Origin of the sequence: Nostoc sp. (genome assembly GCF_036917135.1) — a bacterium.
GTDB lineage: Bacteria > Cyanobacteriota > Cyanobacteriia > Cyanobacteriales > Nostocaceae > Nostoc.
Genome location: NZ_JBALEA010000023.1, coordinates 357,139 through 381,076, shown reverse-complemented (window position 1 = coordinate 381,076; position 23,938 = coordinate 357,139). Strand labels below are relative to the sequence as shown.

The following is a 23,938-nucleotide window of genomic DNA, read 5'->3' as shown; positions in this document are numbered from 1 at the left end:
ATAAAATATTATATATTACATGATAAATTGCTTCCTGGCAGTTCTCCCTTCTGCCAAATTCCACTTTTAGAAGATCCATCTGCGGATTGAAATATTCCTTGCCCTTCACAGTTCCCAGCTTTAAAATTGCCTCGATACTCACGACCATCTTTCCATCTAAGTTTTCCTAGCCCCTCAAATTGATCATTGACAAATTGACCTACATAATCTTTACGGAGAAAATAGGTGCTTGGGGTATATAATAATACGCCGCAACCATTGCGCTTACTCTTGTCGAATAGTCCATCGTATCGAGTACCATCCTTAAATTTCATTACTCCCTTACCAAAGGGGTTATTATTTTTATCTTTATCCCCATAATATTCAGTACCATCTGGATACTTTATATCGGGTTTTCTAGTTGAAGGAAGTGAAGTTAGTTCCGAACTGCAAGGTAGTGAAGTAAATTGTTCAGTATTTTCAGTTATTTGGGGAGATTGCTGTTTGGAAAAATAGGATAATCCAACCACTGTCACTACTCCTATTCCGATTACAGTTCCAGCTAAAACTTTCTGATTAGATTGCCATCGCCACCCTCTTAAAATTGTTAAGCCTTGAATAAAAACAAAAGCAAGTTGTTGACAAGGTATCAATATGATATTCTTGAGCTTTATAAGATAAGGATATGGGGGCAGATTATTTTGAAGTTTTACCTTAATCTGTATAGGAATAGGTAAACTGACTCCGGCAACTTGTATCTGTTTTCCTCCTTCCAATATCTTGGCAAGTTCAGCTTTTGCAGCCTCCAAGTTACCACGAGCAAACTTTTCCATCCCACGGGCGTAAATCACTAGTTTCTGGAATTCAGCCAATGGCTCGGTAAATGTTTCCGTCAATGATGCCATTCGTATTAGTTCCCCTGTATCTTTTTGATCCAATTTCAAGAATGCTAATGCTATTTCACGCGCTGCTTCACTAGGTCGTGTGTATGCTAGAGCCGTCCACTGTTGAGCTTGGGCAAAGTCTTTAATATCAGGATCATCACTATGAAGTTCCTGCCTTACATAATCCAGCAAAAAATCCGACAGTTCATTAATCCTCTGTTGACCAAACTTTTCATCTTCCTGTAATCGTTTTAGTAGCAGATTTCGCACTACCACATTCATCTCATAGAGTTCATACCCAACTTCATCGCATAGGCCAGAAAGCAGCAGATCCCCTACAGCTATCCAGGGGATGCCTAGTATTTCAGCATGAATATCCCGTTGAAAGTTAGCCCACAGACGGTATAGTAGATTAGGTGTAAGTGCTAAGGGAAAAGCCGCATGATACGCCAAATACAGGTGCGGTATTCCAAAACGTTTTGCAAAAGACTCTATGTGTCGGTTGGCAACTTCAGGTCTGATTCTACTCATATTCTCCGCCCCTCAAAGTTTGTTGGGCGTCCATGCAACACACCTATAGCATCCTGTAAACCCCGGCGGCTGACTTCAAACATTGGGACAAGATGGGCAATTTCTTCAGATGTTGTACCCAGCCAACGCTTTTTTGGCATTGGATTTAGCCAAGCAATGTAACGTACTTTTTGTTGCAGTTGGGCAAGAAATTTTTTAGTTAATTCGTAACGTTCCTCGCTATAACCGCCACGGGCAGCACCACCATCGCTAAAAATTAATACAGCCGTCCGGTTAGAGCAAACATGAGTAATGATATCACTGACTAACTCTGTTTCTTGATGATTGGGGTCATGATAAAGGTATTCAACAGGGCAATTGTGAAAGTAGTAAATGCCAGCTTTGCCTAAACGACCTCCACGCCAAGCTGTTTCTGCCAAACGACGCGACAGCTCGTGAAAAGGAACCATTGAGCCATCCTGATCAATTAATAACAGCAATTCCGCCCGATTTATTAGACGTGGTAGCAATACAGGTTCCAGGAGTAAACCTTGGCGTCCAATTTGGTTGACCGTTGCTTCTACATCTAACTCTGTCTGTAGACCCTCACGTACTGGACGGCGTAAGTAGCGCCAAATCTGTTTCATTTGCCGCTCAGTTACAGGAAAATACTCGGTGTTGAAGATGAAACGTCTGTAAGCGATTTCTTCACTTCTGCTGGTAGCTTGCAGTACAACTTGAGCAACTTGTACCTCATCTTCTATTGTTTGTGTCAATTTTGCAGGAAGAGATGAAGTAATTGAGCTAGTAGTTCTTTTAGCCAGGGAAGTACGGTGATCAGTGAGCTTTTTTTCTACTTTGAATTGAGCTGCTGTTCTTAAACATATATATACAAAACTCAAGCGCATAATTGATAGCACACTCCAAGCAATAAAATCTGGTTGGATTTCCTTGATACTTTGTGTACTATTTGGCTGTGCTGTTGCAGATGGCTTTTGTGTTTCAGATGGCTGTGGTGAAGGTGAGTTTTGTGTATTAATTGGCTTTTGTAAACTAAATGCAAAACCCAAGACAAATGCAATTCCGAAAATCCCTAGCATTGTATAGTAAGCAATCTGAGAAATCTTTGACTGCTGAGATTGGATAACTAATATTTGCGACATTGACGAGACAGCTTTACTGCCCATCACTTGCTCAAAGTGATACTCAAATAACTGCATTTCCTCTGTAGATTTGACCCACAAAGTCTGACACAGACGCTTCAAAGCAGCTTGGTCATTAATTCCAAAGCCAGCTTGCATAGCCTGTAAAACTAACTGATACTCATCAATACCTAGTGGTAAGCCAGCTTCGCGCAGCTTAGTGAACAGTTCCAGTAAAGGCAAATCATTCACGTCCACGGCTCTGTCTCAAGTAGCGTATATGGTCATCCCAACTTTTCAGCAACACGCCAGCATAAGGTATCTTGCCATCCAGTTTTGCCAGAGCCTCATCTTGAGGATAACGACGCAGGATGCGAAACCAGTCAATTAATTCACTAGTGCTGACTTTCTTGCCAGCCTCCCCTTTATCTTTTCGCATTTCCTCCCGTAGCAGTATGAAACGAACTATAGCTTTATCCACTAAAGCTTGGGGTGACGTAGGAAATAGAGCGTTAACAATCTGTATCAACCGCTCACGACTAGGAAATTCAACATAGTGAAACAAGCACCGACGCAAGAATGCATCTGGCAAATCTTTCTCATCATTGCTGGTGATTAAAACAATTGGTGCTGCCTTGGCTTCAATTTCCTGACCTGTTTCCTCAACAATAAATCGCTGCTCATCTAATTCCAGCAGCAGATCGTTGGGAAAGTCAATGTCAGCTTTATCAATTTCATCAATCAGTACGACAGTGCGGTTTTCTTGCTGAAATGCCCGTCCCAGAGGCCCCCAGCGTATATAGGTTGTTGGGTCATCAATTCGCTGGATTTGTTCTTCTGTCAGCCGACCAGAAGCAGCTAGCTGGGCATCTCGCAACCGTCCAACGGCATCGTAGTTATACAAGCCATCTCTTGCCCGACTGGTAGATTTGACATACCAGGCTTCCAAGTTCAAACCTAGCTCGTAGGCAACTGCACTTGCAAGTTGCGTCTTACCGCATCCCGGTTCACCTTTGAGCAGTAAAGGACGTTCCAAAAAAATTGCTAAGTTGACTGCTTCTAGCAATTCAGGATTAGGCAAATAGGGATATAAAAGCTGTCCGTTCGCCCCCCTTTCTCCTAGTTGGGGCTGCACTTTACCTGTATATTCCAAGAGTTTTCCACCTACAGCCTTAACCATTTTTCCTCTTCGTCATACCAATTACAGCCAGACAGGTGACAAATTTCGCCCAAAGCGTGTTCTGGAATGCCATTATCACTGTTTTTCAGTATTGTTTTTACTGTTTCATCTAACTGATCTATTAGTTTAGTCGGCAATTCGTCCTCTGCATACTCTAGCCAGTTAGTCAGTTCATCGTCAGAAAATTGATTAATCTCAGGTAGTTTTATAGGGTTATCTGGCTTCCAGGTAGGGTCGAGCCGTTCTACAAAAGGAAGATTCCAACTACCTACGCAGCCATCATAATCTACCAGGAACATTAATAATTTGAATTGACTCGCTTGCGGGCTAGCCGTTTTAACTTTAGTCGCTAATAGTAACCAGAAATCTCGGATCAGATCGTGTAAAAGACTTTCCGAAAGACAATCCACATCGTATAAAATTAACAGGACATTCTGAGTTAGCCACCATTGATAAACTCGTTCGGCAATTTCAGGAATTGAGCTTTGCCTACCCAGACCAACTCTACCACCAAGTTCACGCCACAATGCACCACTGTCACTTCTCCGAGCAATACGACTGAGTTCAATTCGCACAACCTTTCCCGTCATGATATTGGGGACATTTTGTACCACTAACCGATTCAACAGCCAGCGTTGACCATAATAAGGTGAACCGTGGATTAGAAAGGCTCCTACTGAATGAGTCTCAATGAATCTCCGAAATGCTCGCGTCTGCTCTCGATAACCCAATTTCAACAAAGCACGATACACTCTTCCACTAGATAAAGCTCGTTCCAGATCATCAAACTGTTGAGCCAATTCGTTTAGTTCAGCTTCAGTTTGTTCAATTTGCTTTTCTAATTGGAAGCGAATAAGAGTATCTGCTGCGATCGCATAATCACGACGCAACCTTTTTAACTTCTCGGCTAGCAGGTCATAATGTTCCTGTAGTGCATGGCGTTTGTGCTGTAGATGCTTCTCAGAGGACATCCAGGTACTTTTTCAGTCAATAATCTTTACTCAAGACGACTAGCCAGATTATCGATCTACCAATCTGGTTTACTGTGTTTAGTTTCAATGGCTGAAACATCATTGCCACACGAGATGTCACTTATGTAATTTCTTCTGTCAGTAATTTACCAGTTCCAGACTTAGTATAAGAACGTCGTCTCCATAGTTCCTCTACGCCCTAGCAAGCAAACTGATGTTTAGCATACCACTACTGACTTGGATTCAATACAACGATAATTTCTGTTAGCCTAATTCCCAGAGGTTTCCAGTGGGAATTACTGGAGGAAAAAGTACTATCTCCTAACACTGATTGGTAGTCATTGGGGAACTTTTCAGGAGCATTGGGAGCAGCATCTACTCGTAAAATGAGTTTGCCTTGATAGCGGGATAATTTGCTACTATCCAGCAAGATAGTACCGCCGTAATCCCACTCCAATCCATAAAGTTTAAAGTTACCTAACTTCTTGCGTAATTCGCTCAAAGGGGTTCCCACTCCGATACCTTCGCGGGTTTTCCAAGCTGAACCCAGGTTACGCACATCTAGAGGTTTAGTACGAGTATTATCACTCCAAACTACTAGCAGAGAACGTCCTTGATTTAGATTTAACTGAGTAGCTGCAAAACTACCCATTCCTTCAGGGCCAGAAATCGTTTTATCAACTAGATGGGATGCACCAAATAGTTTGACTAAATCTTGCTTGGTGGTTGTGCGTGTTATCGGCCCCACTAGTTCGCCAGGAACAATCAAGATATCTTTTGACGCTTGCGTAGCAACAGTACTTGGATGATCGATTTTTTGCGGTAGTGCAAAGGCTGGGTTTGCTGAATAATTTAGCAGTAAAGCTAAAGTAGCTGTAGCAATACCTTTAATTGATGAATTCATAGATTCTATTTTGGGTAGCAGAATATGAGTGAAAAGTATTCATAGTTTAATTACTACAATTTTCCAACTACATATTCCCGATTGTCCAAAATTTTATTTCATTGCTCTAGTGGCGTTTAAAATTGCAAGTATTGCTACTCCAACATCAGCAAATACAGCTTCCCACATTGTCGCTATACCTAAAATACCCAATGCAATAAATACAGCTTTAATTGCTAAAGCGAACCCAATATTTTGCCAAACAATTTTCCTTGTTTTTCTAGCAATTTGTATTGCTTCTGCCACTTTTAATGGTGCATCTGTCATGATCACAATATCGGCAGTTTCGATCGCCGCATCTGAGCCTAAGCCACCCATTGCCATCCCAACATCGGCTCTAGCAATCACTGGCGCGTCGTTAATGCCATCTCCAATAAAGGCAACTTTACCATGCTTACCGGCTGTGCTGATTAATTTCTCAATGGCATTAACTTTTTCTTCTGGTAATAACTCTGCCTCATAGCTATCTATGCCAAGCTGTTGAGCAATCCGGGAAGCGATCGCTTGATTATCTCCTGTCAACATTACTGTTCTCTCTACACCCATTCGTTTGAGTGTTTGAATAGCAAGTCTTGCATCTTCTTTAAGTTCATCCGAAATTACAATATATCCAGCATAAACATCATCCACTGCTAGATGAATAACTGTTCCCTCTAGCTGGCAATTATCATGAGAAATTTTCTCTCTATGTAATAGGCGATCGCTTCCCGCTATCACTACCCTATTTTCAACCTTGGCTCTAATTCCATAACCTGCTATTTCTTCATAATCTCTCACTTCTGATGCATCTATTTTTTCACCATAAGCATTGCGGATAGATTGAGCGATAGGATGATTGGAGTGTGATTCTACTTTGGCAGCTAGTTGTAGCAATTCTTGTTCGTCATAGCCATTTAATGGCATTATTTTGGCTACTTTAAATACCCCTTGAGTTAACGTTCCGGTTTTATCAAAAACAACTGTATTGATTGCATTTAACGTATCTAAAAAAGTAGAGCCTTTAACTAAAATGCCACGCCTAGCTGCACCTCCCACACCTCCAAAGTAACCTAATGGAATACTGATAACAAGTCCACACGGGCAAGAGATAACTAGTAAAATTAGGGCGCGATAAATCCATTCGGTAGAAGTTGCACCCGAAATGAATAAAGGAGGTAATATTGCAACTGCTAGAGATGTAAAAACTACTATTGGCGTATAATATCGGGCAAACTTAGTAATAAACTTTTCCGTTTCTGCTTTTTTACTTTTGGCATTTTGCACCAAGTCTACAATCTTGGCAATGGAAGATTCATCAAAGAGTTTTGTTACTCTAATGCTGATCACACCCATTTTATTTATCATTCCAGCCAAAACTGTCTCTCCCAACCTCACCGTTCGTGGCACAGATTCTCCAGTTAACGCAGATGTATCAACTTGTGAATTACCTTCTATAATTTCACCATCTAAGGGAATCTTTTCTCCGGGTTTAACAATGATAATATCCCCAATATTTACTGTTTCTGGCGATACCTTCTTGAGTTCTCCCTCTATTTGGATATTGGCATAGTCTGGGCGGACTTCCAATAATGCTTTGATAGAATTACGGGAACGACTGACGGCAATATCTTGGAACAATTCCCCGATTTTATAAAATAACATGACTCCGACAGCTTCGGGTAATTTATGAATTGCGATCGCGCCTAGTGTCGCTACCGTCATCAAAAAGGTTTCATCAAATACTCTACCTCTGAGGATATTACGCCCAGCAGTTTTTAAGACACTCCATCCACTTAATAAATAGGCAGGGATGAAAAGCAGATATTCACCTATTGAATAGAGCGTATTGTGTAATTGATTTTCAAAAATTACACCAGGCGCATATAAACTTAAAATCGCTACCAAAGGCAATATCTCATTTTTCAGATTGAATTCTCCACCGTGGTCGTGATTGTGGTCATGGTTATGATTCTCATCATGATTGTGATTATGAGCATGGTTATGATTCTCGTGATGGTCATGTTCACAGTTGCAACAACCTGAAGATTCTGAATGTACTTTCTGCTTCATTTTTTCTGTTGAGGCTAGTAAATTACTTGATATATGAGTCTTTTTTCAAATGTAATAAAAAAAAGAATTTTTTACAAGTTGATAATTTAAGAATGAGAATCTATATCAGACTTATTGTTAAATATTCATCCGATATTTTGGTTAAAACTAAGATTTTTAATCTTGTAAAGATAGCTATAGCAGTTCTCAATTCTATGAAATAATCTAAGATATAATTTTTGTTCGTAGTGAGCAATTTATTGCTCTGCATCAGATTTTACATAGCTAGAGTCGCTGACTAAACAGGAAAGTTAGTCGCTCAAGGAAGAACACCGCGCTAACTACGAGCTTTAATCTAATTAAGCTCTTATACTTACATCAAGGTAACCATCACCCAAGGCCAGATATCAAGCCTGTTTGACTGCTGGATTATGCTGTAGCACCTAATTTGCGATCAAACTGGGTAGATATGGAACTTTCTGCTGTAACAAGTGTCTACCTAGCTATTCTCAGGGAAAATTCACTTGAAGTTTGAAAGTTAATCGAATACCCTAAGCTAGTAGACTATTTTCTCAAGGAAATCTATGAACAAAAAAATTCTTCTGAATTTGCTTTCCACTTCCTCAATTTTTGCGTCGATGATGTCTACGCTGGGAGTATTTCATCCTGCCCATGCTAATAGTAGTATTACTCAGCGATTAATGCACACACAAGATGGTCGTACCTGTATCACTAACCCACATGGGCAAAAAGATTTTGTGTGCATTCGAGATTCAGAGAGAAAGCAACCGTATACCTCTACACGTTCCTCAACCATTGTCACATCAGTATCAGATAAGAATATTGCTATGTTGAACTTTACCGAAGCGGAAAGCGATCGTGCAATTCAGTTATTTGGATGTGACTGTCCATTATGTATAAATTCTTTGCGTCAGTTGCAAGGTGCTGGAAACTTGGTGTACTAAGATTGAATAGCGCTTGTAGCGACTATAACTTCTGTTAGATACAGGTGATTAATCACGTATAGAAGATATACGAAACAAAAAAAGCATTTTTAACTAAGTACCACTACTATTATTTGGTCAAATGTAAATTCATTGTTGGGGCGGTTTGTAGGGACAATTCATGAATTGCCCCTACAGCGTGTAGTTTTGCGTAAGTCCTGAGAGAAGAAGAGCCACAGAAATTATCAAAGACTCTCTGTGTATAAGAGCCTCCTATTTATTCAACTACCTCATTCACAGGGAATCTATCAATCAACTGCATCGCGCGATGGGCATTACGCTGGAAAGAGTCTGGTAAATGGGGAACGTGGGGTATCTGCGATAATAAATCCAACGTCCGGCGTAAAATTCTCACCACATCGCCTTCATCCAAGGTGGTGTTTTCGCAGAGTTCTGTCCATTCCATTCCCAGCGCCCATTGTTCCACGATCGCAATTAACTCAAATTCTAACCAGATAGGTAACGCTACGTTATACCGTCGTTGTAGTTGGAACATTTGGCGGCGAATTCCCCGCAATTTTGCCAAAGCTTCTGCTACTTCATTACTAAGCTCAAAGTTAACCTTGCTATCTGGACGAGGCGTTTCCATCACCAAACCGGCGGCGGCGGCGGCTAAATGGTGCGGATCTAAGTTGTCCAATTCACCACTAGCGAATACTAAACCGAGCCACAATTCATTCTCGCCTCGAATGGCGGCAGCGATTCGCCCCAATACTGTGGGCACTAAGTTATCCAAAGCGCCAAAGTGTTGTAGAATTGCGATTAAATTCAGAAACTCTTCCCAATGACGTTGTGAGTGTTGCTCTACTTGCCCTTGCAACTGTTCGAGTTCGGCTTCTAGTTCCACATAACGTGCCCGGCGCTTGAAAAGGGTTGCAGCGTTGCCTGATTGATGCAGGGGATGAGCTTCTAATTGCTCTTGGACGGCGGTAAGGCGACTGAGTTGTTCGGCGACTTCTGGTGCTAGATGCAAAGATTCTATCGGATCGGGAATACGCACTGCGATCGCAAAGCTTCCTTCGTTACCACGGCGCGACTGTCCTGGCTTCAAGGGCATCTCTGGCGGGGGTAGTACATCAGGTGGCACTTCAATTCGCGGCAGTTCCGCATACAAATCCACTACATCCCCTGTGGTTGCCACATACCAACGGTTATCATGCCCCAAGCATACCAAGTAAGGAGCTTGACCAGAACCAGGCGATTTTCCAACTAATACTGCGGTTACGGGTGAAGACACCATGATATTTTTGCCTTTGAGACTTAACAGAGTTCCCGACACTGCAAAGTCCAACATCATCCCCAATTCTTCTTGTCTATCTGATTGGGCTTGCTCTTGCAGGGTTTTGAATATCTGGCGTTCTACTTTTAGACGTTGCCGCAATTTCTCATAAAGAGCCAGTTCATTTTCATCAACTGCGGCGATTTGCTCATGAAGTTGAGCTAATTGTCTTTGTAGTTCAGCAATCTCATCATATTCTGGTCTTAAATGCAAAGTAGCCATGTACTGCCCAAAACTGCGCTCTATCAGTTCCCTAGTTTGCTCTAGGGTGTGAGTTTGCAGCAAGTTGAGTACCATGCCGTAACTGGGCGTAAACTGGCTAACAAGAGGGTCTGGCTTGGATGTTCCCAAATACGCGGCTTCTTTAGCTCCTTCAAAGGGAGTTTGGACTGTCACCACATGACCTTGTTTATCCATCCCCCGACGGCCGGCTCGTCCTGCCATTTGGAGAAATTCGGAAGCATTCAATAGGCGGTGTCCGGTGTCAGTCCGCTTGGAAAGGGTAGAAATTACCGTTGTCCGGGCGGGCATATTAATTCCGGCTGCTAGTGTCTCAGTAGCGAATACTACTTTAATCAGCCCTTGCTGAAATAGTTCTTCTACCAGTGCTTTCCAGGCGGGCAAAATTCCGGCGTGGTGGGCAGCAATTCCCCGATATAGAGGTGCAATTTGTCCAGAACGCCCTGCATCGGGATTGCGGGCTAAAAAGTCATCAATCTGTTCCCGTAAAATTTGGGATTCTTCACTATTTACCAGCCATAAATCACCGACTTCCGCCACCGCTTTGTCACATCCCCGACGGCTGAAGATAAAGTAAATCGCCGGTAACATATCCCGTTGCTCTAACTGGCTGAGGGTAAAGATTATACCAGGAGCTTCAGGTCTACCATTTCTCCCCCTATCCCTTTCTCCCCCTTTCCCCTTCTTTTTTTGAAGGCGGGGGTTGATTTTGGTTTTGCTATCATTCAGTAGGGGAAATAACCCTTTAGGATTGCAAAAGTGAAATTCTAAGGGAACTGGGCGAAAATCGGAGTAAATTAGGTCTGTTGGTCCGTGAACACGATTTAGCCAATCGGTGAGTTGATCGCTATTGGCAACCGTTGCTGAGAGGGCTGCCAGTTGCACTTCACGGGGACAATAGATGATTGATTCTTCCCAAACTGTACCACGCTGGCGATCGTTCATGTAGTGGCACTCATCAAGTATCACCGCTTCCACGTCTACTAATGAGATGCCGACTTGCCCAATGGGTGTACCGTAGAGCATATTTCGGAAAATTTCTGTGGTCATCACCAAAATCGGTGCATCCCTGTGAATGGAGGCATCTCCAGTTAACAGACCGACTTGATCAAACCCGAATTTTTCTCGAAAGTCACGTAATTTTTGATTCGACAACGCCTTGAGGGGAGTTGTGTAAAATACACGTTTTCCTCGTGCTAGAGCGCGATAAATGGCGTATTCCCCGACTAATGTTTTGCCCGAACCTGTGGGCGCACATACGACTACGGAGCGTCCGGCGTTCAGGGACGCGATCGCTTCTTTTTGAAACTGATCCAGATCAAAGGGAAATATAGTCCCTAAATCAAGTTCTGGAGACGGTGCAGGATAATTCACTCAATCACATTTGCAACCAGATTGTTTACTATACTAACGAGTCTTTTGTCAACTTCGTTAGGGATTGGGTATTGGGGATTGGGGATTGGGTATTAGGTATTTAAGAAGAATTTCAGCGCCTAGTCCCCAGTCCCCAGTGCCTAGTCCCTAGTCCCCAATCCCCAGTCTCTCATTTTCCCAACTCTTGCGATCGCTCGGTGGCAGCTTTGACTGCTTCAATTAAAGCGGAACGAAATCCCGCCTGTTCTAGTTTGGCAATCCCCGCAATGGTTGTACCGCCGGGACTGGTAACACGATCTTTAAGTTCTGCGGGGTGCATTTTGGTTTCCTGCAACAATTTCGCTGTTCCCAGTACGGTTTGCAAGGCTAGTTGATTGGCAATGGCTCTAGGTAAACCTGCGGCTACTCCGCCATCTGCAAGTGCTTCTACTAAGAGCGCCACGTAAGCGGGACCGCTACCAGATAGCCCTGTGACTGCATCCATCAGCGCTTCTGGCACTTCCACCACTTCACCCACGGCAGAAAAAACTTGCTGTGCTATTTGGTGGTGCTTGGGGCTGGTATATGCACCTGCACAAATGGCGGTAACTCCCGCTCCCACCGTTGCTGGGGTGTTGGGCATTGCTCTAATCACTGGCACTTGCACAAATGCCGCTTCTAGCTGACTTAAAGGCACACCCGCCAAGATGGAAATGATCAGGGGTGAATGTTCTCTATTAAGAATATCAATATCTGCTAATTCTTGAGCGATCGCGCTAAATACCTGTGGCTTTACTGCCAAAAGGACAACTTCTTTTGCTTCGGTGAAAACCTGGCTATTATCTGTCGTCACGGCAACATCGTATTGCTGTTTTAATAAATCTAGCCGAGAAGATTGCGGTTCGCTAACGATGACTTCTGATGATTGATAAATTCCCAACGCGATAAGGCGGGATAAGAGCGCTTCTCCCATTACCCCACCACCAATTAAGCCAAATTTTATAGTCATTAGTCATTAGTCATTGGTCATTAGTCATTAGTCACTTGTACTGAGCGTAGTCGAAGTATTGGTCATTAGTCATTAAACCAACAAAGGACAGATGACACCGGACAAAGGACTAACAACTAATTTAACTTTATTGTTGTGCCATGCGGTTAGTTTCGTTGCCCCAGGTTTGATTTGAAGAACCTGTAGGACGAGAGGGGCGTACTGGGGGTTGTGGTACTTCATGAAGAACGCCACCTTGGGTACTAACTTGCACACAGCTTGGTGTAAACAAAAAGATGCTCTCACCGATGCGCTCTTGATGTCCATCTAGGGCGTAAGTACCACCTGCGACAAAATCTACTGCTCGTTGAGCTTGATCTGGGTCCATGATTGTCAGATTTAATACCACTGACTTGCGTTCTCGCAACGCTTGAATTGCCTGGGGCATTTCTTCAAAGGTGCGTGGTTCGAGTACTAAAACTTCCGAAATTCCGTTAATTGCTCCTGGCATACCAATCACATTCCCCATTGGCTTTTGACCTGCTGTTATCTCATCTCCCATTGTAGGCATTGGTTCCCGCCAACGTCGATTTTGAGCTGCTACGGTCTCTTGTGGTACTGGTTGGGGATTTTCTTGCTGATACAGATTTTGGTAATTCTTATCTGTTTCTGGTTCTTCTTCGTAATATTCGTATTCCACTTGCTCATTTAGACCCACAAAGTCTCTGAGCTTGGAAAATATGTTGTTCATTGTGTGTGTACTCTCCTGGTGCGAATAGTCTGTATTGACTTGACTTAGGATTGATTGAGCTATGAGCAATCGCTACATTGGTCGATACTTCAGCAAGTGTATTGCTATTTGTAGCCCATACTACGAGTTTTGGCGATGAACTGACACTTATTGGAAAGGTCTGTGCATCGCCTAAACATAATAAGGAGTTAAAATTATATCCTAAGGTTTATCCGAAGGAAACTTCTTTATACCCCATTTTCCCTTGACGATTGCTCTTGTCAATACTATATCCTTTGTTTCGGATTGCACCAGTCTCTGACAAAATTCTTGTCAACAAATCCTTAGCTTCTATTAATACCCAAGAGTAAGGTTGATGATTAATCGGCTAAGAGCGATCGCCAAACAATATTGTTCCTAATCGTACCATTGTCGCCCCTGCTTGCACTGCCAGTTCGTAGTCGCCTGACATCCCCATCGATAAGTGCTGCATTTTAATCTGCGACCAGTTTTGCTCCTGGATTTCTTTTGCTAGCTCCCGATTGAGATTAAACACACTTAAAATTTCCGAATCATTTAATCCTGAAGGCGGAATTGTCATCAAACCTTGAATTTGTAAACTTTTGTATTGGTTGAGTGTGGGTAAATCAGCCAAAAGTTCTGATACACTCCAACCATACTTGTTAGGATCGGGGAGAATTTTCACTTGCAGGCAAACCTGGGGACTCACCCCTAGCTGTTGCGCCAATTCATCTAAGCGCTGTGCCAGCTTCAAATTATCCACGGAGTGAATCCAAGGGAATTGCTCGATGGCTTTTTTGGCTTTATTGCCTTGCAAATGTCCAATAAAGTGCCAGGTAATATCCGGTAAGTCTTGCAACTCGGCTTGTTTGCTGGCGGCTTCTTGGATACGACTCTCCCCAAAATCACGAATTCCGGCGTTGTATGCAGACCGAATGGCCTGGGCAGAAACTTGCTTACTAACAGCAATCAATCGGACTGAAGTTGGTAGTGAGGAACGAATGGAAACAATACGTTCGGAAATCGAACTGTTCATTGGAAGGTGCGTTGGAAAACACTCTGAAGCTGATCGTACTCCTGAGATTGTCCACTGCGCCGCAGGGTACGTAAGCGATTTTCCAGCATCATTCTCGCCTCAGTACGTCCTAGAGACTGGAATTTAACACCTTTAACGTCATTTGCCACCAAAAAAAATAAGCGTTGGGCATAAAGTGTGGTGAACAAATCCTGGTTATCATCAACCATACAGATTTTGTAGAGTAAACCCCAAGTTGGATGGTTTATGTAAGTTTCTGGGTTTTCTGAATTCATTTAAGAGTCAAGGTGTAGTCAAGGTGGAAGTATATATATCTTTTCGCAGTGAATTCCAAACATTCAGACGATAATACCAAGATTCGCCATGAATATTTGGTTAAAATGCGAAACTGCGGTTACGAAGACCTTGATCTAGTTCCTAATGGGCAGATGAAGCTAGTGGTAGTGAAGCGCAATGGTACAACAGAAGCCGCGAAGCGTAGATTCAAAGAGTAGAGGCTGGACAGATATCACCATCTGCTTTGGTGACTTCAATTTACGAATCTGTGGGAATAAGGCACCAAATAATCCTGATCCTGTTGTTGAAAGTTCGACGTGGCAAGGAAACACACCCTTTGAAGTTTCCAACGGCAACAGCGAATTTTTTAACTTCTTTCCATACTGCCACAAATGTCGCCCAATGGCACGAAATTCTAAGTGGGGATTGGGGACTGGGGATAGGAAAGAAAAATGTGTAGGTTGGGTTTCGTTCCTCAACCCAACCTAGAAATATTCAAAACCTACGCAATATTGAAGCGCATTGCTCATTGGTGTCAATTTCAGATAAAACCCTTTTAAAACCTCGTTTCCAGCCTCTGGCTGGAAATGCACCTCATTGCGGCTCTGCCGCTCTTTCTTGAGGCGGCAGCCCTCTCATAATGCATTCCCAGTCTCTGACTGGGAACGAGAGAACGAGATCATCTCTAAAAGCTTTTGAATTTTGAATTGTTAAACCTCAGTTCCGATAGCTAGTCGTATTCCCCAAAATAAGATTAAAGTTGCAATAGCAAGCCAGTCATGCCCTTTTAATCGTAAGTCGTGCCACTGGACTCGATGCTCGTTGGGACTGGTAAAACCTCGCACCATCATTGCATTTGCCATTTGATCGGCTCGTAAGAGGAGATTTTCCAAAAGTCTCTCTGCGACTGTCATCCAAAGCTTGAATGCTCCTTTTAATCCCAGCTTTTTCCAATTAATTGCCCTTGTCATCACGGAGCGAAATAAGTTTTGGACTTCTTCTAAAACCAGGGGAATAAAGCGTAAGGACAAGGTTAAAGTTAAAGCAATTTCTGTGACAGGCAATTTGAAGCGTCGCAAGGGTTGCATTAGGCTTTCTATACCAGATGTGATTTCTTCTGGTGCGGTTGTCAACAGATAGAGATTGGTGCTATAAATCACGGTGAATATCAGTGTACTCAGGCGTACTGCCAAACTCAAGGAGTAGCGAGTCACTTTGATTGGGCCTTGGTGAAATAGCACGTAGCTGTATTGTTTTTTCTCAACTGCTGGCACTGGAGCAGGATTTTTGGAGAATGCTTGCTGAGTTAATATTTGTTCGTTTGCTGGCAGTCGTGGCTGATTATCTATACCCAATCCATCAGGACTGATGGCTGCGATCGCTAAGACAAAAAACGCTAACATTAATAGCCAACCCATTTGCTGCTGCCATACTCGTCGGGGTATTCTAGCAATTAAGGTGGCAATAATCAATGCTACTACCAGTAATATACGCCAAAGGTTGTTCGCCAAAACATAGCTTGTTAAAAAGCTCATTAACCAGGCGAACTTGACGCGCGGATCAATTTTATGTAGCCAAGTTTGGGGTTCTTCTAAATAAAGTCCAAGTGGTAGCGATCGCAATAAATCCATTTTAGAGTTAGGAGTGAGGAATGAGGAGTTAGGAGTTTTGACTTTAACTCATAACTTTTACCTTGTACCCCCATCAAACTTAAGGTGATAGGGTTCTTTAATTAGCAATTTTGGTTTTAACTCATAACTCCTGTACAGACGCGATTAATCGCGTCTCTCCTAACTGATTTTGACGCGAGTTGCTCTATTCACATTACCACTTTCAGCATCACGGACTTTTTTGCTCCGCCACAGCAAAATTATTGGCGTGCCTTGAAATCCTAGCTGTTGCCGGAATTGTCGTTCAATGTAGCGGCGGTAGTTGTCGTTGAAGCGTTTGGAATCATTGACAAATAGGGCGATCGTTGGTGGTTGGCTACTGACTTGTGTACCATAATAAATCTTGCCCTGACGCCCACCACGAGATGCTGGCGGTGAATGCCAACTAACGGCATCTGTTAAGACTTCGTTAATTACTGATGTGCTGACACGACGTTTGTGTGATTCTGCTGCCGTTTTCACCAATTCGAGAATCTTTTCTACCCGTTGCCCTGATAAGGCACTGACAAAGATTGTTTCTGCCCATTCGGTAAAATGTAACCGTGATTGCAGAGTTTTTTCGTAGTCGTAGATTGTGTAAGAGTCTTTTTCGACGGCATCCCACTTATTAACGACGATGATACAAGCTCTGCCTTCCTCAATAATTCGCCCAGCTAATTTTTGATCTTGCTCAGTAACTCCATCTACGGCATCGATTACTAATAAAACCACATCAGCGCGGCGAATCGCTTTAAAAGCGCGGTTAATACTAAAGAATTCCGTGCCGTATTCGATGTGTTTCTTTTTGCGAATGCCGGCGGTGTCAATCAAGCGATAGGTTTGTCCTTCGCGTTCAATGACGGTATCAATAGCATCGCGGGTGGTGCCGGAAATGGGGCTGACAATTGCCCTCTCTTCCCCGACAAAAGAATTGAGTAAGCTGGATTTGCCCACATTCGGACGCCCCACAATTGCTACTTTGATTTCATTCGTGTCTGGGATGTCTTCAACAGCAGGGATGTGATTCATCAAGTCGTCGAGCAACTCACCTGTGCCACTCCCATGAATCGCGGAGATGGCGTAAGGTTCGCCCAATCCCAATTCCCAAAATTCGGCAGCTTGCATTAAGCCTTGTTCTGGAGATTCACATTTATTTACAGCTAGTAGCACAGGTACGCGTTGTTGGCGCATCCATTCGGCGATTTCTAAATCTGCCGATGTGGGGCCTGTTTGACCATCGACGACAAAAATAGCGCCACAGGCTTCTGCAAGGGCTGTCATTGCCTGTTGGCGAATCAGTGGTAAAAATTCGGTATCATCATTAAAAACTAACCCACCAGTGTCTACCACTAAAAATTCGCGCCCATTCCAAAAAGCTGGTAGATAAGTGCGATCGCGTGTCACTCCCGGTTCATCATGGACAATCGCCGTTTGTTCCCCGGCGAGTCGATTAACCAGGGTGGATTTGCCCACATTTGGGCGTCCGATAATTGCAACAATTGGCAGTGCCATAAAACCAGGGTAAGTGAGAGGTGTAGTATATCACGTCCTTACATTTTACTCACTTTAAACTGGAAGTTTTAATTTAATTTTTGGGGATTGGGGATTGGGGACTGGGGATTGGCGACTGGGGACTGGGGACTAGGAAAGAAAAGATGAGTAAGATTTGTTTGGGTTTCAATGCCCAATACTTCGGCTACGCTCAGTACAAGTGCCCAATGCCCAATACAACTCTTCGAGAGGCTGCGCCAACGACTTCTCTACGAGACGCTACGCGAACGCGGTAGTTGAGCATAGCGATGCACTGAGCGTAGCCGAAGTGTCGAAACTCAGTACAAGTGCCCAATGCCCATTTATTCAGTGATGCCATACTTTGAAAAATAAAAAAGGTAGGAAGTCCTACCTTTTACCCAAAAAAAGCATTTTGTAACCAAATACCAAATTCAATATCGCACAGGCTTTTGACGGATCTATTGCAAACCTATGACGAGGGTGTGACGTTTAATTTGTAGTTGATTTCGCTATTACTCCCAGTTGCAACCCAGGTGGATAGCTACCTTCTTCCTTGATCCGCTTAATTTCAGCATCGGTGATCTGCAAATTTAACTTTTGTGCTAGCGATCGCACAATATCTCCCCGATCAATTACCCCAGCGACAGCGCCCGCCGGAGAAAGTACGGTAATTCTAGGTAACTGCTCATTTTCTAGCTTGTTAATTACCTCAGCGATGGTTGTTGTTTCAGTAACGGTAGGTATTTCTGTCAACGGATGCACAATGCTGTGTAAAGTTTGGGTTTCCCATTCACCCCTTTGGGTTAAACGGAAATCCTCAATAGAAACTAAACCCCGGTAACGTCCATCAGAGGCGGCAAAATAAACCTGTGAGGGAGAGGTTTCCAAGAGGTATAAATCGGCAAAGGAACGCAATGTCTGATCGGCATCAATGACGCGAAAATCACGAGTCATGGCATCGGTTGCTGTCACCTTGAGTAAGCTTTCTTGCAATGTAGTGATATTGTCATAGTTACTGGCATTGCGGACAGCAAACCAACCTAACAGCGCAATCCACAAACCAGTTACTAACTCTCTGGTAACAAAATCTACAACAAATCCTAAGGCGATCGCAGCATAACCCAATATTTGCCCCGCCTTTGCAGCCCAGTGTACGGCTTGAAAACGATTACCTGTAATTTGCCATAGTGCTGCTTTTAACACTTGCCCTCCATCTAGAGGTAAGCCAGGAATCAGGTTAAATATAGCCACCACCAGGTTAATTCTCGCTAAATCCCCAACCATAACACTGAGTGGACTGGTGTCAGGTATCACAATAGTTGCCAGACTGAGGAGGAAAAATAATATAATACTCACCAAAGGGCCAGCGATCGCTACTTGAAAAGCTTTGAAAGGAGTTTTAGATTCTTCTTCAATGGCAGCAACTCCGCCAAACATAAATAGGGTAATTGAATTAACTTTAATGCCTTGCGATCGGGCTACCAAGCTATGACCTAACTCATGTAGCAACACCGAAGCAAATAGCAATAGTGCCATAACTATTCCAGCACTCCAAGCTATAACAGTGCCCCATTCCTGATAAGCTACCCCAAAATTAAGAGTTGCCAACCCTAAAATCACAAACCATAACGGGTCTAAAAACAGGGGAATTCCAAATAATGACCCAATTCTCCAATTTGTTTGCATTACATTGTCCTAAAACTAGATATCGTCAGTAGTTTTTATATTGAGATACTACACGTAGTCCTATACACATTTATATTGAGCATCAATTCGGTAGTGTCGAGTGACGAAATGCTCTTATCTCTACAATAGACAATTAATGGCTGTGAGCAAAACTTTGGAATTGGGAATTGGGCACTTGTACTGAGTTTCGACACTTCGGCTACGCTCAGTGCATCGCTACGCTCAACTACCGCGTTCGCGTAGCGTCTCGTAGAGAAGTCGTTGGCGCAGCCTCTCCAAGAGTTGTATTGGACATTGAGAATTGGGCATGGGGCATAAGTTATTTCTTCCCTACTCCCCCTGCCCAAAATCGGTTTTAGGAATTTTGTATTGATAGCAGCGTTACCATTAACACCTCTGTCATCACAAAATTACAAACGACCGATGTTAGTCAGTCCTAAAACGATGCCAATGCCGATAATATGACCAAAAGCCATTGCCGCAACGAATGTTGGAATACTAATCGGCAGAATAGGTAACTTGGGGCCAACTAGGGGTTTTTCGATCCTAGTACTTAGTAAAACCACTACTAAGCTGCTGACGCTGATGATGATCGCTACGGTGGGATTCCATACAGGGGTTGCAGGAACAGATGCAGCTGCTGCTAGTAAAATAGAGGAAATCAAGCTTTTGTCTCCTAAATGGAAAAGTTAATGTAGACCTACAAGATTATAAAATTACTAGGCCCAAAAGTTTTTTAGATAGTTTAGAGTTTTTTGATGATTATTTTAAATTTGTTAAATATTTATGCGCGTTAAGATTTGCGGCATCACCCAACCACAGCAGTCTATAGCGATCGCCTCTCTAGGCGCAACGGCACTAGGATTTATTTGTGTACCAAACTCAAATCGCTACATTACCGCATTGCAAATTCGCGCTGCGGTGGCAGAACTCCCGGCAAATATTGACACAATTGGTGTTTTTGCCAACGCCAGCATCCCTGAAATCTGCCAGATAGTTGCTGATTCTGGGTTGACTGGCGTCCAGTTACACGGAGATGAATCACCAGATTTTTGCTACCAATTACGTCAAGCTTTACCCAATGTCGAAATTATTAGAGCATTAAGAATTCGCAGTCTTGAGTATCTTGCCACAGCAGATGATTACACAAAATACGTAGATACTTTACTACTTGACGCTTACCATCCGCAACAGTTGGGTGGTACAGGCAAAACCTTAGATTGGACGATGCTAGAACAATTTAGCCCTAGTTGCCCTTGGTTTTTAGCTGGGGGATTAACAGCAGACAATATTGTAGAAGCCCTGAATCAGGTTAATCCTAGCGGCATTGATTTATCTAGTGGCGTAGAACGCTCACCTGGAGATAAGGATTTAGATAAAGTAGCTAAGTTGTTTGAGAAATTAGGCAGTAGGGAGTAGGGGAGGCAGGAGGAGCAGGGGGGCAGGGGGAGCAGGAGAAGAATAACAAACAATGCCCAATGCCCAATACAACTCTTGGAGAAGCTGCGCCAACGACTTCTCTACGAGACGCTACGCGAACGCGGTAGTTGAGCGTAGCGATGCACTGAGCGTAGCCGAAGTGTCGAAACTCAGTACAAGTGCCCAATGCCCCACGCCCCACTTCTTAAAAGAACGCCCCTTGATGGCGAATCAAGTTAAAAAATTCTTCGCGGGTTTTGTGATCTTCTTGGAACGCACCAACCATTGCGCTAGTGACAGTCCAAGAACCTGGTTTCTGCACGCCCCGCATCACCATACACATGTGGCTAGCTTCCATAACTACGGCGACACCTTGAGGTTCCAAAATGGTCTGAATTGCTTCGGCAATTTGGCGGGTTAACCTCTCCTGTACTTGCAAACGTCGGGAATACATCTCAACAATGCGGGCTAGCTTACTCAGTCCTACAACTTTTTGGTTGGGGATATAAGCAACGTGTGCCCTACCCATAAATGGCAGTATATGGTGTTCGCACATACTAAAGAAATTAATATCTCTAACTAGTACCATCTCGTTATGCCCTTCATCAAAGATGGCATCGTTAACCAGTTCTTCAAGGGATTGGTTGTAGCCACTGGTAAGAAACCGCATGGACTCGGCCACTCGCTTGGGTGTTTTGAGGAGTCCTTCGCGTTCGGGATCTTCACCAATGCCCAATATTAGTGTCCGCACGGCCTCCTTCATTTCCTCCATCTGTTCCTCTGTTGGCGGTAACACATCCGCTTGTCGCCCGTTATGAGTATTGCGATCTGGTCTAGGAATTATGGCTTCTGCTAAGTCGGGAATCAGAGGCGATTGAGAGCTATTGGAACCGTTGGAACTAGCAATAGTCATGATTCAGTCTTGGTTATGGTTTTAATTTAGTTATGAGTTATGAGTTAAGAGTTAGGAGTTAAAAATTATAATTCCTAACTCGTAACTCTTAACTTCTAACTTCGCAATTAGAGTGCGCCAGCGCTAGGCATCAAGGTCAATTCATCAATAACTGCCTGTTGTGGTAACAGAACTGTGTAAAGAATTGACTGAGCCACAATTTCCGGGGTTAACATTTTGGAACGGTCTAAGTTGACATGAACTGTTTCTGTATCCCAAAGTTCGGTGTTAACTGCGCCGGGACAGATAGCTGTGACACGAATGCCGTGGGTGCGTTCTTCTTGTGCCAGGGTTTGAGAGAGGGCTATCAAACCAGCTTTGCTGACGCTGTATGCTCCCCAACCAGGAAAGGGTTGCTTGGCGGCAATTGAGGCGACGTTGATAATTGTGCCTGTGCCCCGATCGCGCATTGAAGGTAAAATCCCCACAATGCACTGAAACACGCTGGTAAGATTCAAATCAATTACCTGCTGCCAGCCTTCTAGGGGAGTTTCGCTCAAAGTGGCTGTATAGGCGATGCCAGCATTGTTTACCAGAATGTCTATATCCCCAAAGTCAAGAGCGATCGCTTGGATCTTTTCTTTGACTTCACACAGCCGCGCTAAATCTACAGCGTAAGCTTTTGCTTCCACCCCAGTATGCTGTAGAGCTTCTGCAACGGCCTCCAATTTATCCAAAGAACGGCTGACTAAGGCGACATCTATTCCCGCCTTTGCAAAAGCTAAAGCCGTTGCTTTTCCAATTCCACTACTTGCCCCAGTAATCAGGGCGCGTCGTTTTTGCTCAACACTCATGGTGTTTCCCAATTTTTTGGCAGTTCCTAAAGCCTATTAGCATCTAATTATTCACACTTCTCGGTTTCGATATATTAAAGGAATCTAAAAATCTGATGATTTTCATTAAGCAAATGCTATGATGCAATGCAATATTAGGTATATTGTGGGTTTTGCCAGTGAAGACAACAAATCATCGCCTGGAAAACCACGCCTTACCTCAAGTTGGATTACTCGAAAATACAAAACCAACTCAATCAAATTGAGTAGATTTACCAAATACGCAAATGCCTATGGCTAGATTGTTAAAAATCTTTAAGCACATAGGCAATTATAGCATTGCTGCTTTGCTAATCAATCATTCTGAAGTGCTGTTAGTGGGCAACTTCTGTAAAAACACCAATTTTGCGGAATTTTTCATAGCGCAGTTGGCGGCGTTCTGGAGCGGTTAAACGATTGAGTTCGTCCAAATTTTCTAGCAGCACTTGCTTGAGTGTGGTGGCGGCTTTTAAAGGGTCGGAATGAGCGCCACCAGTGGGTTCAGGCAGTATTTGGTCGATAATTCCCAATTTTTTCAGGTCGTGGGAAATAATTTTCAGAGCAACGGCGGCTTGAGGAGCTTTACCAGCATCTTTCCATAAAATGGCGGCACAGGCTTCGGGAGTGGCGACAGTATAAACGGAGTGTTCAAACATGAGTAGGCGATCGCCCACGCCAATACCGAGTGCGCCACCGGAACCACCTTCACCAATGACTGTGCAGATAATTGGCACATCTAAACAGAACATTTCCCGCAAGTTGTAAGCGATCGCTTCTCCTTGACCTTGGTGTTCTGCTTCTACCCCAGACCAAGCTCCTGGTGTGTCGATAAAAGTTAGTATGGGCATACTAAACTTGTTGGCGTGTTCCATTAACCGCATTGCTTTGCGGTAGCCACCAGGGTAAGGCATTCCAAAGTTACGGGCAATATTGTCTTTAGTATCGCGGCCTTTTTGATGACCCAACATCACCACAGGTTGCCCACTCAGACGACCAACACCACCAACTAAAGCCGGATCGTCACCGCCACAGCGATCGCCATGCAATTCCATCCATTCATCACTAATAGCCTGAATGTAATCGAGAGTACTGGGGCGACGTGGATGACGAGCGACTTGCAATCGCTGAGACGGGGATAGACTAGTGAAAATTTCCTCACGTAGTTGCATAGCGCGTGCTTCTAGTTGACGAATTTGACCAGAAACATCGACGCCATTTTCTTCTGCAAGTTGCCGAATTTGATCAATTCGGGTTGCGAGTTCTGCTAGGGGTTTTTCAAAATCTAACAGTAGCGGTTTACGCTCAGTAGTTGCCATCGTAGGGGTTATAAGTTACGAGTTATAG

22 protein-coding genes are annotated in these 23,938 nt (G+C 43.5%); 3 read left to right on the top strand and 19 right to left on the bottom strand.

The window, feature by feature from the left end; genetic code table 11:
- Positions 1-8: 8 nt before the first annotated feature.
- From V7K50_RS06440 to V7K50_RS06415, 6 genes are all read right to left on the bottom strand, one after another.
- A complete protein-coding gene (locus V7K50_RS06440) occupies positions 9-1,394 on the bottom strand; it encodes an MORN repeat-containing protein (protein ID WP_334958275.1) in 1,386 nt (461 codons plus the stop codon).
- Positions 1,391-2,773, bottom strand: coding sequence for a hypothetical protein (locus tag V7K50_RS06435; RefSeq protein WP_334958274.1), 1,383 nt, complete (start codon positions 2,771-2,773; stop codon positions 1,391-1,393). Before V7K50_RS06435 ends, V7K50_RS06440 begins: the two co-directional genes overlap by 4 nt.
- A complete protein-coding gene (locus tag V7K50_RS06430; protein ID WP_334958272.1) occupies positions 2,760-3,695 on the bottom strand; it encodes an AAA family ATPase in 936 nt (311 codons plus the stop codon). The genes V7K50_RS06435 and V7K50_RS06430 overlap by 14 nt, the downstream gene beginning before the upstream one ends.
- A complete protein-coding gene (locus V7K50_RS06425) occupies positions 3,680-4,666 on the bottom strand; it encodes a hypothetical protein (RefSeq protein ID WP_334958270.1) in 987 nt (328 codons plus the stop codon). The genes V7K50_RS06430 and V7K50_RS06425 overlap by 16 nt, the downstream gene beginning before the upstream one ends.
- Positions 4,667-4,895: 229 nt before the next feature.
- A complete protein-coding gene (locus V7K50_RS06420) occupies positions 4,896-5,570 on the bottom strand; it encodes a hypothetical protein (RefSeq protein WP_334958268.1) in 675 nt (224 codons plus the stop codon).
- A 93-nt stretch (positions 5,571-5,663) separates the two neighbouring features.
- Entirely contained in the window at positions 5,664-7,658 is a 1,995-nt protein-coding gene (locus V7K50_RS06415; protein WP_334958266.1) for a heavy metal translocating P-type ATPase, read from the bottom strand.
- A 563-nt stretch (positions 7,659-8,221) separates the two neighbouring features.
- On the opposite strand from V7K50_RS06415, the gene V7K50_RS06410 reads away from it, so the two are divergent.
- Positions 8,222-8,602: a hypothetical protein gene (locus tag V7K50_RS06410; protein WP_334958264.1), complete on the top strand. Its 381-nt coding sequence runs from the start codon at positions 8,222-8,224 to the stop codon at positions 8,600-8,602.
- A 256-nt stretch (positions 8,603-8,858) separates the two neighbouring features.
- Here the strand turns inward: V7K50_RS06410 and V7K50_RS06405 are convergent, their stop codons facing one another.
- From V7K50_RS06405 to pipX, 5 genes are all read right to left on the bottom strand, one after another.
- The gene (locus tag V7K50_RS06405) at positions 8,859-11,534 is read right to left on the bottom strand and encodes a DEAD/DEAH box helicase (RefSeq protein ID WP_334958262.1); all 2,676 of its coding nucleotides are present in this window, start codon (positions 11,532-11,534) and stop codon (positions 8,859-8,861) included.
- Positions 11,535-11,703: 169 nt separating this feature from the next.
- Positions 11,704-12,522, bottom strand: coding sequence for a pyrroline-5-carboxylate reductase (gene proC, locus V7K50_RS06400; RefSeq protein WP_334958260.1), 819 nt, complete (start codon positions 12,520-12,522; stop codon positions 11,704-11,706).
- 127 nt (positions 12,523-12,649) lie between these two features.
- Positions 12,650-13,252 carry a cell division protein SepF gene (locus tag V7K50_RS06395; RefSeq protein WP_334958258.1) on the bottom strand — a complete coding sequence of 201 codons (603 nt, stop codon included), beginning with the start codon at positions 13,250-13,252 and terminating at the stop codon, positions 12,650-12,652.
- Between the two features lie 367 nt (positions 13,253-13,619).
- A complete protein-coding gene (locus V7K50_RS06390) occupies positions 13,620-14,288 on the bottom strand; it encodes a YggS family pyridoxal phosphate-dependent enzyme (protein ID WP_334958256.1) in 669 nt (222 codons plus the stop codon).
- Positions 14,285-14,563 (bottom strand): transcriptional coactivator PipX, encoded by a 279-nt coding sequence (gene pipX, locus V7K50_RS06385; RefSeq protein ID WP_334958254.1) that lies wholly within the window; start codon positions 14,561-14,563, stop codon positions 14,285-14,287. The genes V7K50_RS06390 and pipX overlap by 4 nt, the downstream gene beginning before the upstream one ends.
- Positions 14,564-14,611: 48 nt before the next feature.
- On the opposite strand from pipX, the gene V7K50_RS06380 reads away from it, so the two are divergent.
- Positions 14,612-14,782 carry a hypothetical protein gene (locus tag V7K50_RS06380; protein ID WP_334958252.1) on the top strand — a complete coding sequence of 57 codons (171 nt, stop codon included), beginning with the start codon at positions 14,612-14,614 and terminating at the stop codon, positions 14,780-14,782.
- Positions 14,783-15,274: 492 nt separating this feature from the next.
- Here V7K50_RS06380 and V7K50_RS06375 read toward each other — a convergent pair whose 3' ends face one another.
- From V7K50_RS06375 to psaK, 5 genes are all read right to left on the bottom strand, one after another.
- Positions 15,275-16,195, bottom strand: a complete 921-nt coding sequence (locus V7K50_RS06375) for an energy-coupling factor transporter transmembrane component T family protein (RefSeq protein WP_334958250.1) — start codon at positions 16,193-16,195, stop codon at positions 15,275-15,277.
- 159 nt (positions 16,196-16,354) lie between these two features.
- On the bottom strand, positions 16,355-17,725 hold the full coding sequence (gene der, locus V7K50_RS06370; RefSeq protein ID WP_334958248.1) for a ribosome biogenesis GTPase Der: 1,371 nt from the start codon (positions 17,723-17,725) through the stop codon (positions 16,355-16,357).
- Positions 17,726-17,915: 190 nt separating this feature from the next.
- Complete coding sequence (locus tag V7K50_RS06365; RefSeq protein ID WP_334958246.1) at positions 17,916-18,083, bottom strand: hypothetical protein; 168 nt, start codon at positions 18,081-18,083, stop codon at positions 17,916-17,918.
- A gap of 131 nt (positions 18,084-18,214) precedes the next feature.
- Entirely contained in the window at positions 18,215-19,411 is a 1,197-nt protein-coding gene (locus V7K50_RS06360; RefSeq protein WP_334958244.1) for a site-2 protease family protein, read from the bottom strand.
- A 410-nt stretch (positions 19,412-19,821) separates the two neighbouring features.
- Positions 19,822-20,076 (bottom strand): photosystem I reaction center subunit PsaK, encoded by a 255-nt coding sequence (psaK, locus tag V7K50_RS06355; protein WP_334958242.1) that lies wholly within the window; start codon positions 20,074-20,076, stop codon positions 19,822-19,824.
- Positions 20,077-20,197: 121 nt separating this feature from the next.
- Here psaK and V7K50_RS06350 point away from each other — a divergent pair, with 121 nt between their 5' ends.
- Positions 20,198-20,830, top strand: a complete 633-nt coding sequence (locus V7K50_RS06350; RefSeq protein WP_334958240.1) for a phosphoribosylanthranilate isomerase — start codon at positions 20,198-20,200, stop codon at positions 20,828-20,830.
- Between the two features lie 205 nt (positions 20,831-21,035).
- On the opposite strand, the gene folE is transcribed toward V7K50_RS06350, so the two are convergent.
- From folE to V7K50_RS06335, 3 genes are all read right to left on the bottom strand, one after another.
- A complete protein-coding gene (gene folE, locus V7K50_RS06345; protein ID WP_334958239.1) occupies positions 21,036-21,743 on the bottom strand; it encodes a GTP cyclohydrolase I FolE in 708 nt (235 codons plus the stop codon).
- Between the two features lie 107 nt (positions 21,744-21,850).
- Complete coding sequence (locus V7K50_RS06340) at positions 21,851-22,576, bottom strand: SDR family oxidoreductase (protein ID WP_334958237.1); 726 nt, start codon at positions 22,574-22,576, stop codon at positions 21,851-21,853.
- Positions 22,577-22,929: 353 nt separating this feature from the next.
- Positions 22,930-23,910, bottom strand: a complete 981-nt coding sequence (locus tag V7K50_RS06335; protein ID WP_185586002.1) for an acetyl-CoA carboxylase carboxyltransferase subunit alpha — start codon at positions 23,908-23,910, stop codon at positions 22,930-22,932.
- Positions 23,911-23,938: the final 28 nt, after the last annotated feature.